At 72.8% G+C, this 14,469-nt stretch carries 14 protein-coding genes; 8 read left to right on the top strand and 6 right to left on the bottom strand.

Annotation, left to right across the window (positions count from 1 at the left end; all coding sequences use genetic code 11):
- The first annotated feature begins 164 nt into the window (after nt 1-164).
- Nucleotides 165-1,034, top strand: a complete 870-nt coding sequence (locus ABZ453_RS48030; RefSeq protein WP_359025950.1) for a chaplin — start codon at nt 165-167, stop codon at nt 1,032-1,034.
- Between the two features lie 80 nt (nt 1,035-1,114).
- Here the strand turns inward: ABZ453_RS48030 and ABZ453_RS48025 are convergent, their stop codons facing one another.
- The gene (locus ABZ453_RS48025) at nt 1,115-1,303 is read right to left on the bottom strand and encodes a DUF5703 family protein (protein WP_046732800.1); all 189 of its coding nucleotides are present in this window, start codon (nt 1,301-1,303) and stop codon (nt 1,115-1,117) included.
- 47 nt (nt 1,304-1,350) lie between these two features.
- On the opposite strand from ABZ453_RS48025, the gene ABZ453_RS48020 reads away from it, so the two are divergent.
- Nucleotides 1,351-2,040, top strand: a complete 690-nt coding sequence (locus ABZ453_RS48020; protein ID WP_359025948.1) for a hypothetical protein — start codon at nt 1,351-1,353, stop codon at nt 2,038-2,040.
- 76 nt (nt 2,041-2,116) lie between these two features.
- On the opposite strand, the gene ABZ453_RS48015 is transcribed toward ABZ453_RS48020, so the two are convergent.
- Both ABZ453_RS48015 and ABZ453_RS48010 read right to left on the bottom strand, forming a co-directional pair.
- Nucleotides 2,117-4,471: a helix-hairpin-helix domain-containing protein gene (locus tag ABZ453_RS48015; protein ID WP_359025946.1), complete on the bottom strand. Its 2,355-nt coding sequence runs from the start codon at nt 4,469-4,471 to the stop codon at nt 2,117-2,119.
- Nucleotides 4,468-5,454, bottom strand: coding sequence for an aldo/keto reductase (locus ABZ453_RS48010; RefSeq protein WP_359025944.1), 987 nt, complete (start codon nt 5,452-5,454; stop codon nt 4,468-4,470). The genes ABZ453_RS48015 and ABZ453_RS48010 overlap by 4 nt, the downstream gene beginning before the upstream one ends.
- A gap of 173 nt (nt 5,455-5,627) precedes the next feature.
- Here ABZ453_RS48010 and ABZ453_RS48005 point away from each other — a divergent pair, with 173 nt between their 5' ends.
- Nucleotides 5,628-6,683: an LLM class F420-dependent oxidoreductase gene (locus tag ABZ453_RS48005; protein ID WP_359025942.1), complete on the top strand. Its 1,056-nt coding sequence runs from the start codon at nt 5,628-5,630 to the stop codon at nt 6,681-6,683.
- Nucleotides 6,684-6,858: 175 nt separating this feature from the next.
- Nucleotides 6,859-7,644, top strand: a complete 786-nt coding sequence (locus tag ABZ453_RS48000; RefSeq protein ID WP_359025940.1) for a ferritin-like domain-containing protein — start codon at nt 6,859-6,861, stop codon at nt 7,642-7,644.
- Between the two features lies 1 nt (nt 7,645).
- Here ABZ453_RS48000 and corA read toward each other — a convergent pair whose 3' ends face one another.
- Nucleotides 7,646-8,641, bottom strand: coding sequence for a magnesium/cobalt transporter CorA (gene corA / locus ABZ453_RS47995; RefSeq protein ID WP_359025938.1), 996 nt, complete (start codon nt 8,639-8,641; stop codon nt 7,646-7,648).
- A gap of 62 nt (nt 8,642-8,703) precedes the next feature.
- On the opposite strand from corA, the gene ABZ453_RS47990 reads away from it, so the two are divergent.
- The 4 genes from ABZ453_RS47990 (at nt 8,704) to mshC (ending at nt 12,184) form a co-directional block, all read left to right on the top strand.
- On the top strand, nt 8,704-9,390 hold the full coding sequence (locus ABZ453_RS47990) for a histidine phosphatase family protein (protein ID WP_359025936.1): 687 nt from the start codon (nt 8,704-8,706) through the stop codon (nt 9,388-9,390).
- A gap of 85 nt (nt 9,391-9,475) precedes the next feature.
- Nucleotides 9,476-10,066, top strand: a complete 591-nt coding sequence (locus ABZ453_RS47985) for a DUF3090 domain-containing protein (protein WP_359025934.1) — start codon at nt 9,476-9,478, stop codon at nt 10,064-10,066.
- A complete protein-coding gene (locus ABZ453_RS47980; RefSeq protein ID WP_359025932.1) occupies nt 10,030-10,860 on the top strand; it encodes an SCO1664 family protein in 831 nt (276 codons plus the stop codon). Before ABZ453_RS47985 ends, ABZ453_RS47980 begins: the two co-directional genes overlap by 37 nt.
- Nucleotides 10,861-10,954: 94 nt before the next feature.
- The gene (mshC, locus tag ABZ453_RS47975) at nt 10,955-12,184 is read left to right on the top strand and encodes a cysteine--1-D-myo-inosityl 2-amino-2-deoxy-alpha-D-glucopyranoside ligase (protein ID WP_359025930.1); all 1,230 of its coding nucleotides are present in this window, start codon (nt 10,955-10,957) and stop codon (nt 12,182-12,184) included.
- 71 nt (nt 12,185-12,255) lie between these two features.
- Here mshC and ABZ453_RS47970 read toward each other — a convergent pair whose 3' ends face one another.
- On the bottom strand, nt 12,256-12,852 hold the full coding sequence (locus tag ABZ453_RS47970) for a hypothetical protein (RefSeq protein ID WP_359025928.1): 597 nt from the start codon (nt 12,850-12,852) through the stop codon (nt 12,256-12,258).
- A 63-nt stretch (nt 12,853-12,915) separates the two neighbouring features.
- Nucleotides 12,916-14,244 carry a S8 family peptidase gene (locus tag ABZ453_RS47965; protein WP_359025926.1) on the bottom strand — a complete coding sequence of 443 codons (1,329 nt, stop codon included), beginning with the start codon at nt 14,242-14,244 and terminating at the stop codon, nt 12,916-12,918.
- Nucleotides 14,245-14,469: the final 225 nt, after the last annotated feature.

Genomic DNA, 14,469 nt, shown 5'->3' with positions numbered 1-14,469 from the left:
TGCCAAAACCCCGCCTCCACCCCGTCGGGCCGCCCCCCTGGGTTTGTTTTGACCGCGGGGCGGGGCGGGTGGGGGGCTCCGGGCCCCCCCCCCCCGACCGGCCTTTTCGCGTGATCGAGATCCGCGAGAACCAGGTCAGGTCGAAGGCAGGGGAGAATTCAGCAATGCGACAGGTCACCCGCAAGGGACTGATGACCGTGGCGGCCGCGACCGGCGTCCTCGCCGCCGCGGGCGGCTACGCCCATGCCGACTCGGGGGCGAGCGGCTCGAGCGCGGACTCGCCCGGCGTGCTGTCGGGCAACACGGTGCAGGCTCCGGTGCACGTGCCGGTCAACGTGTGCGGCAACACGGTCGACGTCGTCGGGGTGCTCAACCCGGCGGTGGGCAACAGGTGCGCCAACCAGGGCGGAGGCAGCGGCTCGCCGTCCGGCGGATACGGCAACCACGGCGGATACGGCGGATACGGCGGATACGGCGGATACGGCGGATACGGCGGCCACGGCAACCACGGCGGCCACGGCGGCCACGGAGGCGGTACGGGCTCGTACGCCGGCGGGCACACCGGCGGCTCGCCCGGCATCGGCTCGGGCAACCACGTCCAGGCACCGATCGACGTGCCGGTGAACGTGTGCGGCAACACGGTCGACGTCGTCGGCGTCGGCAACTCCGCGGCCGGCGACGACTGCGCCAACGGCGGCTTCCACAGCGGCGGTCACGGGACGCCTCCCGGTACGCCGGGCGGTCCCGGTACTCCGGGTCACCCCGGTGGTCCCGGTACTCCGGGTCACCCCGGCGGTCCGACGCAGCCCGCGCACCCCGGGGCCCCGGGCACGCCGTCCGCGCCGGGCGGCACGGTTCCCGGCGGCTCCTCGCAGGTCAACCACCCGGGCACCCAGTCGGTCAGCAGCCCCCTGGGCGGCACACAGCTCGCCCACACCGGCAGCGACCTGCCGCTGGGCGTCGTGCTCCCGGTGGGCGCGGGCGCGCTGCTCGGCGGCGCGGTCCTCTACCGCAAGTCCCGCGCGAGGGCGTAGCGCCGCGTGAACGCGTCACGGAGCGGGCCCCGCCTCGGTGGGGCCCGCTCCGTGTCCGCCGTCTCCGTCGCCGTCTCAGCTCACCACGTGGCTCGTACCTGGCGGATGATCCGCCGGCGCAGCCGCACCCTGCGGCTGCCGTCGCGCATCAGGCTGAGGCGGTCCAACTCCCAGTGTCCGTACTCGGCATGGTCCGTCAGCAGGCGTGTGGCTTCCTTGCGGGAGACCCCGCGAGGTACGTACACGTCGACAAATTCGTATTCCGGCATCGCATCTATTGTGCGGGCTGGGGCCCGGTACGGATAGCGTCTGCACTATGTCTGATGCTGCGCAGCCCACCGCTGCCGACGTACGCGCCGCCGCCGAGGCGGTCAAGACCGCGCTCGACCGTCACCTGGCGGCGGTCGAACGCAGGTCGGGTGAGGACGACCCGGCCGTCTACGAGGCGTTCAACCAGCTGGCGGCGGCCGCCGAGGCGTACGACGAGCTGCTCTACGACCGTTACGACGAAGTGACCCCCTTCGAGATCCCCGGCGGGGACGAGTCCCTGCCGCCGTACACGGGTCCGGAGGAGCCGAACGCGCTGAGCGTGCTGATCCGTCGTGACTACACCGTGGTGGAGCCGCAGCGGCTGCTGGCCCAGGCGCAACGGGTGGAGGCGGCGGACGAGGACAGCACGCAGGTCTCCGGCACGGTGCCGGGGGCGCTGGGGGTGCTCTTCGGTGAGTTCGAGCCGGACGAGATCGCCTCGCGGCACAAGGAGTTCGGGCTGGAGGAGGGCGACTCCACGCTGTGGGTGACGGCCGCCGAGGATCCCGCCGAGGCGGGGGAGTGGCTGGAGACGCCGTTCGAGGGGGCCGATCCGCAGAGCGTGATCTGCCGGTTCGACGTCAGCGCGGTGTTCGACGACGAACTCGACGACGATCTCGAGGAGGACCTGGAGAGCGAGCTGGACGGCGAGCTCGACGGGGACGAGGATCTGGAGCCGCTGGACATCGATCGCTGAGGCTCCCCGCGACGGCGGCGGTCACGGATGATTCCGTGACCGCCGCCGTCGTATGTCCCCGAGTCGGGGACACCGGTCAGCCGGACGTCGGCAGTTGGGTCGCCAGGAGCACGGGCAGGCGGGTCGTCCGCGGTTTGGGCGGGATCTCGGACACCGCCCTGGCCAGGGCCTGTTCCGCGCCGTGGACCACGGAGAGATGGCGGTCCGCCCGGCCGAACGCCGTGTACACCCACGGTCGGTTCAGGGCTTGGGTCGCGTCCCCGGGCAGGACCACGACCACCGCCGGCCAGCGCGTGCCCACCGCCTGGTGCGCGGTCAGCGCCCAGCCATGGCGCACGGACTGCTCCACCCGCTCTTTCGGTACGACGACGGAGGCGCCCGCGCAGGACAGGTGCAGGCCGTCCGCGTCGGCCTTGACGACCCGGCCCGACAGGGTACGTCCGGGGGCTGGGGAGTAGGCGACGCGGTCGCCGGGGTCGAAGCCGCCGAACCGGCCGGGGCCGGGGTTGAGGCGTTCCTTGAGCGCGGTGTTGAGGGCGCGGGTGCCGGCCGCGCCACCGTGCCCCGGCGTGATCACCTGGGTCTGCTCGGCGGGGACGCCGATCGCGCGCGGCACCGAGTCGGCGACCAGCTGGACGGTGCGGTGCACGGCCTCGCCGGCGTCCCGCACCGGCACGATCACCACCTCCTTGCCGGGCGCCTCGACCTGGTTGAGCTCCCCGACGCCGATGCCGGAGACCAGCTCACCGAGGGGGCCCGGGTCCGGGGTGCGTGAGGCGACCTGCGGGCAGACCCGCGCGGCCAGCAGATCCGCGAACACTCTCCCGGGCCCGGCCGACCACAGCACCGCCGGATCCCCGGACAGTGCCAGCCGCGCACCGTCCGGCAGCGACTCGACGAGCAGGGCGGCGGTCTCGACGTCCAGCTGAGGTGCGTCGAGCACCACGAGGAGGTCCAGGTCGAGCGCGCCGTCGGCATCCCGGCCGGGGCCTTCGGTCCCGGAGAGGAGGCCGGCGACGGTGGCGACCGGGGGTGCGGCCTGCGGGGAGCCGGCGGCCGAAGCGGCGCCACCGGGGGCCGACGCGTCGGGACCTTCCGCGGTGCCGCCAGCCACCGGACCGTCCGCGGCCGGCCCGCCCGCCGCGGACGACAACCGGACGAAGCGGTCGCGGCCGGTCGGGGTGTGGGCCGCCGCCCAGGCGCGGAGCCCGAGCGCGGTGGCCGTGCGCAGCAGCGCCGCCGGTTCGGCGAGGGACGCCTCGCCGCCGGTGTGCAGGACCAGGCCGTGGCCGGCGACCGCGCGGATCAGTTCGGCGGTGGAGCCCTTCGCCGAGGCCGCCGCGCCCTCCCACTCCTCGGCCGAACCGTCCTCCTTCGGCACGGAGTTGACCAGTCGGGCCAGACCGTCCGCGAGGCTCTCCTCGGCGAGGGCCAGGCGCTCCAGGCCGACGAGGACACGGACCGGCCGTTCCTCGCCCTCCTCGTCGTCCGCCGGCTCCGGCGCGCGCGGGTCCAGGGCGTCCTGGAAGACCAGCGCATCGCCCTCCGCGACGGCGCTCTGTACGGCGGCGTCGGCGTCCGGCACGCTCCGCTGGGCCAGCGCGGCGGTGAGCGCGGGCATCTCCAGCGCCGTGTGTCCGGCGAGGGCCGCCTGCTCCAGCAGCCACCCCGTCAGCGCCCGCCCCCGCCGCTCGTCGTCGGGCCCGGCGTCCGCGCCCAGCAGCGCTCGCGCGAAACCGTCGGCCTGCTCGGGCCGTGCACCGCCGACCCTCAGGAGCAGCCAGGGGTCCGCCCGCAGCCGCTCGTCCGCTCCCTCGCCGAGGGCGGCGGCGACCTGCGCCGCGAGCGCCTCGGGAGCGCCACCGGCGGCCAGCACGCCCCGTACCGCCTCGACGTGCTCCGCCGCGGGGGCCGAGGGCGCGGCGGCCTCCGGCGTCGGCTGCGGGCGCCGTACCGGTTCCGGCGCGGGCCTGCGCGGGGCGGGGGCGGGCCCGGTGAAGGCGGTGGCCACGGGCTTGGCGCCGCTCTCCACGGCCCGCACGGCGGCCAGCAGATCGGCGGCCTCGCCGCTCAGCTTGCCCCCGCTCTCGATGGGCCCCTTCTTCTCCGCCTTCCGCCGTTCGATCCGCTCCCGCTCGATCTCCTGAGCCGCCAACTCGGCCTCGGCCTCGGACAACTCGGCGCCGCTCTCCCCAGCAGCCTCCTCGGCGGTGCCGTCGGCCGCCGCGCCGGTGTCGCCCGCTTCCGTCAGCCGAGCTGCGGTCTCCTCCCCCTCCGCCCCGGCCGTCCCACCGGCCGCCGCCCCGGTGCCGCCCGGCTCCGCGGGGGTCCCGGGCGTGCCGTCCGCCGGTGCCTCGGGCGTGCCGTCCTCCCGTGTGCCGCCCGGTGTCCCCGGCTCGTTCTCCTCCGTGGTCTCGGGCTCCGTGCTCACAGCGTGCTCCAGTCGTGATCGGGATAGCGGTGCACGGGCGCCGACACATCGTCGAGCGCCCGGCAGATCTCGTCAGGAAGACTAAGGGCCTCCACTGACAATGCCGCCGTGAGCTGCTGCGCGTTGCGCGGACCGATGACGGGCGCGGTCACTCCCGGCCGGTCGCGGATCCAGGCGAGGGCGATCTGGAGGGGCGTCACGGCGAGCCCGTCGGCCGCGGTCTGGACGGCGTCGACGATCCGGCTCGCCGTGTCGTCGAGGTACGGCGCGACGAACGGGGCCAGGTGCTCGGAGGCGCCGCGGGAGTCGGCGGGGGTGGCGTCGCCGCGGTACTTGCCGGTCAGCACTCCCCGGCCCAGCGGGGAGGACGGAAGCAGCCCGATGCCCATGTCCAGCGCGGCCGGCAGGACCTCGCGCTCCACGCCCCGCTGCAGCAGCGAGTACTCCATCTGCGTGCTCGCCAGCCGCGTCCGACTCCCCGGCAACGCCAACTGCCACGTCGCCGCCTTGGCCAGCTGCCAGCCGCAGAAGTTGGAGACCCCGGCATAGCGGGCGCGCCCGCTGCTCACCGCCAGGTCGAGGGCCTGCAGGGTCTCGTCGAGCGGGGTGTACGGGTCGAAGGCGTGGACGTGCCACACGTCGACGTAGTCCGTGCCCAGGCGGGCCAGCGAGGCGTCGAGGGCCGCGAGCAGATGGCCCCGGGAGCAGTCGACGCGGCGGTCCGGGTCCGGCACGCTGCCCGCCTTGGTCGAGATCACCAGGTCCCGGCGCGGCACCAGCCCTTCCATCAGGCGTCCGAGCAGATACTCGGCCTCTCCGTCGCCGTACACGTCGGCCGTGTCGACGAGACTGCCGCCCGCCTCCCAGAACGTCTTCAAGAGGTCCGCGGCGTCGTGCTCGTCGGTGTCCCTGCCCCACGTGAGCGTGCCGAGTCCGATGCGGGACACGCGAAGGCCGGTGCGGCCGAGATGCCTCTGCTCCATGAACGCCGACATTACTGGCCTGAACTGGCCGTGTGGGGGCCTGTGGACGACCAGTTTCCCAGGTCCGGCACCCCGCGTCGCCGCCACTGTGCGGGACGTGACATCCCATGCCCGCGCAAGCCACGCTACTGTCAGCTCCACAGGGACGTTACTGATCGGTAAGGGGAATCGGCATGCAGCTCGGGCTCAACCTCGGCTACTGGGGTGCCGGAATGGACGCGGACAACCTCGCGGTCGCCCAGGAGGCCGACCGCCTCGGGTACGCCGTCTGCTGGGCCGCCGAGGCCTACGGCTCCGACGCGGCCACGGTGCTCACCTGGGTCGCCGCGAAGACCGAGCGCATCGACGTCGGCTCGGCCATCTTCCAGATCCCGGCCCGGCAGCCCGCGATGACCGCGATGACCGCGGCCACCCTGGACTCCCTCTCCGGCGGCCGCTTCCGCCTCGGTCTCGGCGTCTCCGGGCCGCAGGTCTCCGAGGGCTGGTACGGCGTCAAGTTCGACAAGCCGCTGGCCCGCACGCGCGAGTACGTCGAGATCGTTCGCAGGGCCATGAGCCGTGAGCGGCTGACCTACGAGGGCGAGCACTGGACCCTGCCGCTGCCCGGCGGCCCGGGCAAGCCGATCAAGCTGACCGTGCACCCCGAGCGCGAGTACATCCCGCTGTACATCGCCGCGATCGGCCCCAAGAACCTAGAGCAGACCGGCGAGATCGCCGACGGCGCCCTGCTGATCTTCCCCTCCGCCCAGCACCTGGAGGAGACGACCATCAAGTACCTGCGCGCCGGGCGCGAGAAGGCCGGCAAGACCATGGACGGGTTCGACGTCCACCCGACCCTGCCGCTCGCCCTCGGCGAGGACAAGGACGTGGCCACGCTCGCCGACGCCTTCCGCCCCTACACCGCGCTGTACGTCGGCGGCATGGGCAGCGCCAAGCAGAACTTCTACAACCAGCTCGCCCAGCGCATGGGCTTCGAGGCGGCCGCCGCCGAGGTCCAGGAGAAGTACCTGGCCGGCGACAAGCAGGGCGCCGCCGCCGCGATCCCGCACGAGCTGATCGACCGGACGACGCTGCTGGGCTCCGTGGACCGCATCGCCGACCGCATGAAGGAGTACGCGGCCGCCGGGGTCACCACCCTCTCCCTCAACCCCGCCGGCTTCACCCTGGAGGAGCGCATCGCCTCCCTGCGCGCCGGCACCGAGGCCCTGGAGCGCGCCGGTCTGGCCTGATGTCTCTGCGGCCGTGGTGGGGGCTCGGGGGTCTTCCCCGCCACGGCCGTCACGGGGAACAACGCGCCGTCGCGCACGCGGTTACGCCCCGGACGTGACCCTGTCGCTCCTTCTTTTGGCGGAGTTGTCCCCGATACCTGTTGCGATGCCCCTGTTGGGCCATTTGACTCGTTCTATGCTTTCGGCCAAGAGTCTGTTCCAGGAGATCCTCGACGACGACGCGTCCTTCGCGCTGTTCTGCTCCATCGCGGCCAGCGGGGAATCCCAGGGCGGCTGGGAGAACGGCCGGATCGCGGCCCTCGTACCCGAGAGCGAACGCGACCTCGCCCCGAAGATCGCCCGGCACGGCGCCGACGAGGACAAGCACGGGCGCATCTTCAACGCCCTGATGAAGAAACGTGGGCTCGAAGCGGTCCCGGTGCCGCCCGAGACCGACTACACGATGCTCCTGGAGCGGCACGGCATCGGTCTCGCCCACGAGAAGCTCAAGGCCGACGAGACGCTCACGGTGCACGACCTCGTCACCTACCTCGCCCACAGCCGGGTCACCGAGCAGCGCGCCTCCGAGCAGATGGAGCTGCTGCGCCGGTACTTCGCCGACCACCCCGACATCGGCCGCGCGGTCAGGATGATCTCCAGCGACGAGGACAACCATCTCGCCTACTGCCACGAGGAGTTGCTGCGCCTCGCGCGCGCCGGTCACGGCCGGGCCATCCAGCGCATCCTGCGGGAGTGCGCGCTCGCGGAGATCCGCGTCTACCGGGACGTCAGCCTCGCCGTCATGGACCACATGGGGCGCCTGCTCGGCTGGCCGCGGGCCAAGTCGGCGGTGCTCGCGGCCGGTATCCACGCCGTCTACGCCTACGAGCGGTTCGCGGGCTGGCGGCGCATGGTGAGCCTGCGGATGCCCGAGCGCCGCGATGCTCTCGGCGGACCGGCCACCGCAGCCGAGTTCGCCTGAGCTACAGCCAGCCCCGCTTCTTGAACGTGCGGTACAGCAGCCACTCCAGCGCGGCCATGATCAGGATCACCGCCGGGTACGACCACACCCAGTGCAGCTCGGGCATGTGGTCGAAGTTCATGCCGTAGATGCCCGCGATCATCGTGGGGACCGCGGCCATGGCCGCCCACGCGGAGATCTTCCGCATGTCGTCGTTCTGCCGGACGCTGATCTGGGCCAGATGCGCCGACAGCACGTCCGAGACCAACCGGTCCAGGCCCTCCACCGTCTCGTTCACGCGCGCGAGATGATCACCGACGTCACGGAAGAACGGCCGTGCCTTCTCGTTGACGAAGGGCACCGTGGCGCCGGACTGCCCGGTTCCCGCCAGCCGGTTGACCGGCAGCGTCAGCGGGCCCGTCGCCCGGCGGAACTCCAGCACCTGCCGCTTGAAGGTGTAGATCCGCGACGCGGTGTTGCGCGATCCGCCGACGTCCGGGGTGAAGACCTCGGCCTCCAGCTCCTCCAGGTCGGTCTGCAGCTCGGTCCCCACCTCCAGGTAGTGGTCGACGACGGCGTCGGAGACGGCGTACAGCACCGCGGTCGGTCCCTTTTCGAGCAGCTCGGGCTCGCTCTCCAGCCGCTTGCGCACCGCTTTCAGCGGGGCACCCTCGCCGTGGCGGACGGTGACCACGAAGGAGTCACCGAGGAAGACCATGACCTCGCCGGTGGAGACCCGGTCGCTGTCCGGCTCGTACACGACCGGCTTGAGGACGAGGAAGAGCGAGTCGTCGTACACCTCCAGCTTGGGCCGCTGATGGGCGTTCAGGGCGTCCTCCACGGCCAGCGGGTGCAGCCCGAACTCCTGAGTGACCAGGTCGAACTCGTCCTCCGACGGCTCGTGCAGCCCGATCCAGACGAACCCGCCGGCCGCCCGTGCGTCCGCCAGCGCCTCGGAGAGGTCCTCCGGGCCGTCCGTCCGCTGTCCGTGGGTGTAGATGGCGCAGTCGACGATCACGGAGCGTGTTCTCCCATCCTCGTACGCCCGCCATGTGCGGGCGTATGCCTACCCTGGGCCGCATGCCCACGCTTCTCCTGGTCCGGCACGGACGATCCACCGCCAACACCGAGGGGGTGCTCGCCGGCTGGACGCCCGGTGTCGCCCTCGACGAGCGCGGCGCCGCGCAGGCCGCCGCGCTGCCCGGCCGGCTCGCCGCCCTGCCGATCTCCGAGGTCGTCACCAGCCCGCTGCAGCGCTGCCAGGAGACGATCCGGCCGCTGCTCGAGGCCCGGCCCGAACTCACCGTCCACACCGACGAGCGGATCGGGGAGTGCCACTACGGCGACTGGTCCGGCCGCAAGCTCGCCGAGCTCAAGGACGAGCCGCTGATGGAGGTGGTGCAGGCACACCCCAGCGCCGCCGCGTTCCCCGGCGGCGAGTCGATGCGCGCGATGCAGACCCGCGCCGCCGAGGCCGTACGCGAGTGGAACGCGCGCGTGGAGCGCGACCACGGCGCCGGCGCCGTCTATGTGATGTGCTCGCACGGCGACATCATCAAGTCGCTCGTGGCGGACGCACTCGGACTTCATCTCGACCTCTTCCAGAGGATCTCCGTAGAACCGTGTTCCATCACCGCGATCCGTTACACCCGCCTCAGGCCCTTCATCGTGCGGCTCGGTGACACCGGAGACCTCGCGTCGCTGGCGCCGCCCGGGGAGCCCCCGGCCGACGACGCCCCGGTGGGGGGCGGTGCGGGCGCACCGTGATCGTCGCGCGCAGTAGGGTGAAGCGGTTCACGCAGTCGCGCTCACACAGACGTCCCCGTACACACCGATCCCATGGAGACAGGACGTGTCCCGTCAGGTGTTCCTCTACGACCCGCCGGACCGCTTCGTGGCGGGCACGGTCGGGCTGCCCGGACGCCGTACGTTCTTCCTCCAGGCCACCGCAGGCTCCCGGGTGACCAGCGTGGCCCTGGAGAAGACCCAGGTCGCCGCCCTCGCCGAGCGCATGGACGAACTGCTCGACGAGGTCGTACGGCGCAGTGGCGGCAACGCGGCCGTCCCGGCCGTCGCGCCCACCGAGATCTCCGACACCGAACCGCTGGAGACCCCCGTCGAGGAGGAGTTCCGGGTCGGCACCATGGCCCTCGCCTGGGACGGCGAGGAACAGCGCATGATCGTCGAGGCGCAGGCCCTCGTCGAACTCGACGCGGACTCCGAGGAGGACCTCGCCGAGGCCGAGGAGCGCCTGCTGCAGGACGAGGAGAACGGGCCCCCGATGCTGCGGGTCCGGCTGACCGGCGCGCAGGCCAGAGCCTTCGCCAAGCGCGCCCTGGACGTCGTCAACGCCGGGCGGCCGCCGTGCCCGCTGTGCAGCCTCCCGCTGGACCCGGAAGGACACGTATGTCCGCGCCAGAACGGATACCGCCGCGGAGCGTGACGACCGACGAGCCGCTCGCCGACCTGCTGACCCACGGCGAGCTCACGGTGCGCGGCCGGATCCGCGACGCGTCCAACGCGGCCCTGTACTGCACGGTCACCCAGGAGGGCCGGGAGGCCACCTGCGTCTACAAGCCGGTGGCAGGCGAGCGGCCCCTGTGGGACTTCCCCGATGGCACCCTCGCCCAGCGCGAGGTGGCCGCCTACGAGGTCTCCGAGGCGACCGGCTGGGGTCTGATCCCGCCCACCGTGCTGCGCGAGGGACCGTACGGCGAGGGGATGGTCCAGCTGTGGATCGAGGCGACCCCCGAGGCCGACCTGCTGGCCCTGGTGGACGCCGAGGAGCCGGAACCGGGCTGGAAGGCCATCGGCTTCGCCGAGGTCGGTGACGGAAAGACCGCCCTTCTGGTGCACGCCGACGACGAGCGGCTGCGCCGGCTCGCGGTGCTGGACGCGGTGATCAACAACGCCGACCGCAAGGGCGGCCATCTGCTGCCCACCGAGGACGGCCGCCTCTACGGCATCGACCATGGAGTGACATTCAACACCGAGAACAAGCTCAGGACGCTGCTGTGGGGGTGGGCGGGCGAGCCCCTGAACCCGGAGGCGATCGACGCCCTCAAGGGGCTCCAGGAGGCCCTGACCGCCGAAGGAGCGCTGGCCGGGCGGCTGTCCGCCCTGATCACCGCCGCCGAACTCGACGCCACGCGCGCGCGTGTCGCCGTACTCCTGGAGACCGGCACGCACCCGGAGCCCTCCGGCGAGTGGCCGGCCATTCCCTGGCCGCCCGTGTAGGAGCAGACTGTCCGGTAAGGCGCAAGACCGCCTTACCGGCCATCCGGCCCGGTCCGGTTCGTATACGGAACATCCGTCCGGTTAGGCTCATGACATGCATGCCTGGCCCGCTTCCGAGGTCCCCGCCCTGCCTGGTCAGGGCCGCGACCTGAGGATCCACGACACCGCGACCGGCGGTCTGGTCACCCTCCAGCCCGGTCCCGTCGCCCGCATCTACGTCTGCGGCATCACCCCGTACGACGCGACCCACATGGGTCACGCGGCGACCTACAACGCGTTCGACCTCGTTCAGCGCGTGTGGCTCGACACCAAGCGGCAGGTGCACTACGTCCAGAACGTCACCGACATCGACGACCCGCTGCTGGAGCGCGCGCAGCGGGACAGCGTCGACTGGGTCGCCCTCGCCGAGAAGGAGACGACGCTCTTCCGCGAGGACATGACCGCCCTGCGGATGCTGCCGCCGCGGCACTACATCGGCGCCGTCGAGGCCATACCCGGCATCGTCCCGCTGGTGGAGCGGCTGCGTGACGCCGGTGCCGCCTACGAACTCGAGGGCGACATCTACTTCTCCGTCGGGTCCGACCCCCACTTCGGCAAGGTCTCGGGCCTCGACGCGGCCGCCATGCGGCTGCTGTCCGCCGAGCGCGGCGGCGACCCGGACCGCCCGGGCAAGAAGAACCCGCTGGACCCGATGCTGTGGCTGGCCGCCCGCGAGGGCGAACCCAGCTGGGACGGCGCCTCCCTCGGCCCCGGCCGCCCCGGCTGGCACATCGAGTGCGTCGCCATCGCCCTCGACCACCTCGGCATGGGCTTCGACGTCCAGGGCGGCGGCTCCGACCTCGCCTTCCCGCACCACGAGATGGGCGCGTCCCACGCCCAGGTGCTCACCGGCGAGTTCCCCATGGCCAAGGCGTACGTCCACGCCGGCATGGTCGCCCTGGACGGCGAGAAGATGTCCAAGTCCAAGGGCAACCTGGTCTTCGTCTCCCAACTGCGCCGGGACGGTGTCGACCCGGCCGCCATACGGCTCGCGCTGCTCGCCCACCACTACCGGGCCGACTGGGAGTGGACCGACCAGGTCCTCGAGGACGCCGTGGGCCGGCTCGGCCGGTGGCGCGCCGCCGTCTCCCGCCCCGACGGGCCGCCCGCCGAGGCCCTCGTCGAGGAGATCCGCGAGGGCCTCGCGAACGACCTGGACGCCCCGGCCGCGCTCGCCGCGGTCGACCGCTGGGCCGTGCGGCAGGACACCGAGGGCGGTACGGACACCGGGGCCCCCGGTGTCGTCTCGCGCGCCGTGGACGCCCTGCTGGGTGTGGCCCTGTAGCCAGGCCCCGCACGAGAGAGGGGCGCTTCCCCCGCGGGGGGAGGCGCCCCTGTCGTGCGGTCCGGCGCGGGTCAGATCCGCTGGATCCGTACGCTGCGCAGGATGTTGGGCGACTGGATGTCCCAGACGCCGATCACCTGGTGGCCGAAGGCGAACGCCTCCTGGATCTGCTGGTGCAGCTGCGGGACCGGGTCGTTCAGGACCCGGAACTGACCGTTGATGCGCAGGAAGACCTGCTGCGGCTGCCCCTGCTGCGGCTGCAGGACGTCGACGAAGCCGTTGGCCACGCCGGAGGCCAGGGACTGCGTCTGGACCTGCTGGACGACCTGCTGGAGGACGGCCTGCGCGAGCTGCTGGAGCTGCTGCTGGATCTGCTGCTCCTGCTGCTGGGCCTGCTGGTCGTGCTGCTGCGTCTCAGCGTAGGGCTGTTGCTGCTGGCCGAGTTGCTGCAGCAGCTGCTGGAAGGGCTGCTGCTGGCCGAGCTGTTGGAGCTGCGGCATCATGCCGGCCCCCGGCCATCCGGCGGACTGCTGGCCGAACGGCTGCTGCTGCCCGAACGGCTGCTGCTGGAAGGGCTGCTGCTGGTGCTGTTGCTGGTGGGGCGATGTGCTCGGGAACTGCTGGCCCTGCTGTTGTCCCAGTTGGCTCATCTGCGGGGTGGTGCTCATGCGGTGTCACCTTCCCTGGACGGAGACTTGCCTTGACGGGTCGGTCTTTTTTGGGGGTATGCGTCAGCCCGTGACGACCAGGCCGACGATCTCGTCGTCCGAGAACCACACCCGGACGTCGGGCCGTCCGCCCGCGAAGGCGGTGTGCACCGCCTGCCGGATCTCGGGGGACGGGTGGTTGAGGTTGCGCCAGGCGCCGGCCACGAACAGCCGGAGCCTGGGCGGGAGTTCGCGGGGATACGGCAGCAGCTCGTCCCAGTACCGCTCGGCCTGGCCCGAGCCGACCGCCTGCGGCAGCAGCCTGCCGACCGCCGCCCTGATGTCCGGCCGGTTGCCGATCCGCTGGGAGGCCGGCCGGCCGGGCGCGTCCTGCTGCGGCGAGCCGGTGGACCGCAGCACCTCGCGCGCCCGCTCCGGGGCCATGGCGGGCAGCGAGGCCGCCTTCAGCATGCCCTGCAGGGCGGCCAGCGCGCCGACCACCACCGGAGCGGCGGAGGACGTTCCGGAGAAGGTGTCCGTGTACCAGGTGATTTCCTCGGGGCCGCCCTGCAGATCGCCGGGCCGGTCCCAGAAGCCGCCGGTGGTGGTGACCTCGCGGCCCCAGCCCTGGGCGTCCAGCCGGGCGCCGTAGTTGGAGAACGCCAGCCGTGAGCGGTCCGGTCCGTGGTCGCGGCCGTGCGTACCGGGCGGCGGGGCGCCCGCGCCGACCAGGACGGCGCCGGAGGACTGGTTGGAGGGGTTGAACGGGTTGCGCCACCACTCCGGGAACTCGTCGGGGCGCCGCTCGTACACCGCGTCGTCCAGCGACTCGCCCCCGTTTCCGGCCGCCTCCACGACCAGGACGCCCCGCGCGGTGGCGTGGCGGATGGCCGCGAAGTCGTCCGGCCACCACTCGATCGCGACGTAGCCGCGCTGGTCGTCGCGTTCGGCGTACTCGAACCGCGGTCCGGGGCGGTGCAGTTCGACCAGGACGACGTCGCCGGGGCCGAGCCGGTCGGCCGCCGCGTGGATCGCGGCCGCCGTGCCGATGCCCTGGAAGGACGCGGCCGCGGTCACCGCCTCCGGCACGATGCCGTTCACGCCCGACTCGCCCCGGTCACCGCCGATCACGCCGATCACGGCGGTGCCGTGGTTGCGCCAGGCCAGGTCGGTCAGGGGCGTGCCGACCACGACGCCGGCCAGCTTGGCGGCCAGGTCCTCATGCCCCAGCTGCCAGGCGCCCTCGACGTCGATGACCGTCACCCCCTGACCGGACCCACCGGGCCGCTGCCAGGCCCAGTGGGCGTCCACCCCCTCCGGCGCCGGACGCAGATAGCCCTGACGGCCGCTGAAGTCCGGGGTGACGGGGGCGCCTTCCTTGAGCCGGCGGCCGTCGTCCACCGAGGCGGGCACGGCGCCCGGCTTGACGTAGGCCGTGTCGATCCCCGGCAGCGCGGCGATCCGCGCCCGCAGCTCCTGCGCCCGGCTCCCGCCGCCCCGTACCCGGTAGAACAGCGTGAGGTCGGGGACGTGCGCCGCGCCCCGCGCGGGGGGCGCCTGGTGCAGCCGCGCCGAGCAGCCGGACAGCGGCGCCCGCCTGGGGGGTTAGTCGCCGGGGGACATGTAGAGGGGGGGGAA

The organism is Streptomyces sp. NPDC005799 (genome assembly GCF_040630525.1).
GTDB classification, from domain to species: Bacteria; Actinomycetota; Actinomycetes; order Streptomycetales; family Streptomycetaceae; genus Streptomyces; species Streptomyces griseorubiginosus_B.
The sequence above is the reverse complement of the archived record's forward strand: the minus strand, read 5'-3'. Positions and strand labels throughout refer to the sequence as shown.